Consider the following 1,921-nt stretch of genomic DNA (forward strand, 5'->3'; position numbering starts at 1 on the left):
CCGCAGCCAAGGGTGATACCATTTTTGGCGGTGAGCTGAATATGGCCCTGGGTGGACTGCACCATGACATCCTTCAGCGAGGTCAGTGACAGAGTGTCTGCATGTGACTCCATTGCCAGCGGACCGTTGCCGGACACCAGCCGCATCCCCTCCTCCCGGGCAAGCAGGGAGATCGCTTTAGCCGAGACAACCGAATGCCGCTGTGCGGCAGTGATATTCACTTCTCCCAGACTCTGCAGATACAGTCCTCTGCCGCTGTGTAACAGCGTGGCTTCCGGCGTAACCGCCGCCAGCCCCTGCGGGGCGCTGATAACAACGGCCGCCGACGTCAGGTCATCCGCGCCCTCAACAAGGGTGTTAAGCGGCGCGCTGTCAGGCATCACGTTATGATGAGACTGCGCGATACCTCCCCATTCGGTGGCCTGATTCAGTGCCCCTTTCAGCAAACTGACCGCCGAGTGCATCTCCAGCACCTTCCCCTGCGCCTTCGCCTGCCCGTCCGCACTGATAAAAATCCCCTTCTGTGCCCGTATCGCCCCCCACGCATCCGTGCGCAGTTCAAACCCCTCCCCACGCTTCTGTTTTTCGCTGCCCACCAGATGCCCGAGATTCAGCTGACTCTTGCCGCCGTACTCGGTGGAGACCTTGATATGCTCCTGGCCACGGCTGTCGTCGAGGCGGATTTTGTTATTGGCAGGTGTGCGCAGAACGTTGCGTTTGTAGTTGCGGATTGTAACGTGGTCAGGATGCGCCGAGTCGTGCAGCACCCCGGCGAGATATGGCCGGTCGGGATTGCCATCTTCAAACCCAATCGCCACTTCGGTCCCCGCCAGCAGCGGCAGGTGCAGGCCATAGTTGCCTCCGGCATACGGGCGGGACTGGCGTACCCACAGGCTTTCAAAGCCCGTTTCCCAGCTGTCCCGGTCAAACAGCATGCTGACGCGGTAGCGGCCGTTTTTGTCGATATGGCCGTAGGTGTCGTTCCCGGTGGTGCTGGTCACCCGCGCAGGGAGAGTGCCCGCCATCACCGGGCGTTTACCGGGCTCGGGACGAAACCCCACCTCGCTGCTGTCCGGGATAGCAGCGAAATGCACCGCAAAATCCTGGTCGCGCCGCGCGGCGCTGGGGCTGCCGGTAATGACCACGCCCTGGCTGAAAGCCTCCGCCACTTCATACCCCCCGGCGACCTTCAGCCGCAGACCCGGCCACAGGGTCGGACAGCTGCTGATGGCGCTGAGCTGTGTCTGGCCGTTCAGATAGCGCTCGTGGCGCATGCGGGCATAAAACGCCCCGGACTCCGGGGCCGGGTGGCGGTCATACGCGCTGCCCGCCGTCAGATAATTGTCGGCGTAGTGGTAGGCCTCCCCGTAGGTGGTGCTGTCCCCGCGGGTCACCTCCACCTGTAGGTTCATATCCTCATCAGCCAGGCGGTAGTTGTAGTCCCGGGTGGTGACCTGTTTCTGCACCACGCGGTGGTGGCAGGCCATCCCCCATACCGAGTCCACCCCTTTTGCGTGCTGGCCCGACGGCGGTACCGATGGCAGGATCAGGCTTTTCTCATAGCCCTGCTGGCTGTCGTAAAACGCCACCACGTCGATGTTAAGCCGCGTGTCGGTGGTGAAGCGAAACCAGATCCCCACCTCCCCCAGCAGACGGGTGATAAAGTGCAGATCGTCCTCACCGTACTGCATCACCTGCTCGCGGCGCGGGTACTCTTTGCTCAGCGAGAACAGAAAATCCTGACCGCGCAGGTTGTGACGCTCGCGGAGGATTTTTTCCACGATCTGCGGGACGGACATGTCCTGATAGATTGCGTTCTGGTGCGAGCGGTCGAGCAGCGCCAGACGGGGCTGCAGCGTCAGGGCGTACAGGGTCTGATCTTCCGAAGTGCTCAGCCGTTCGAATCCGCTCACCACGCCCT

At 62.2% G+C, this 1,921-nt stretch carries 1 protein-coding gene; it reads right to left on the minus strand.

Annotated features, from left to right (window positions below):
- On the minus strand, window positions 1-1,921 hold a 1,921-nt coding region (locus ACRDD5_RS04950), incomplete at both ends, for a type VI secretion system Vgr family protein (protein WP_438676099.1).

Origin of the sequence: Silvania sp. (assembly GCF_051656365.1) — a bacterium.
Lineage (GTDB): Bacteria > Pseudomonadota > Gammaproteobacteria > Enterobacterales > Enterobacteriaceae > Enterobacter > Enterobacter hatchlandensis.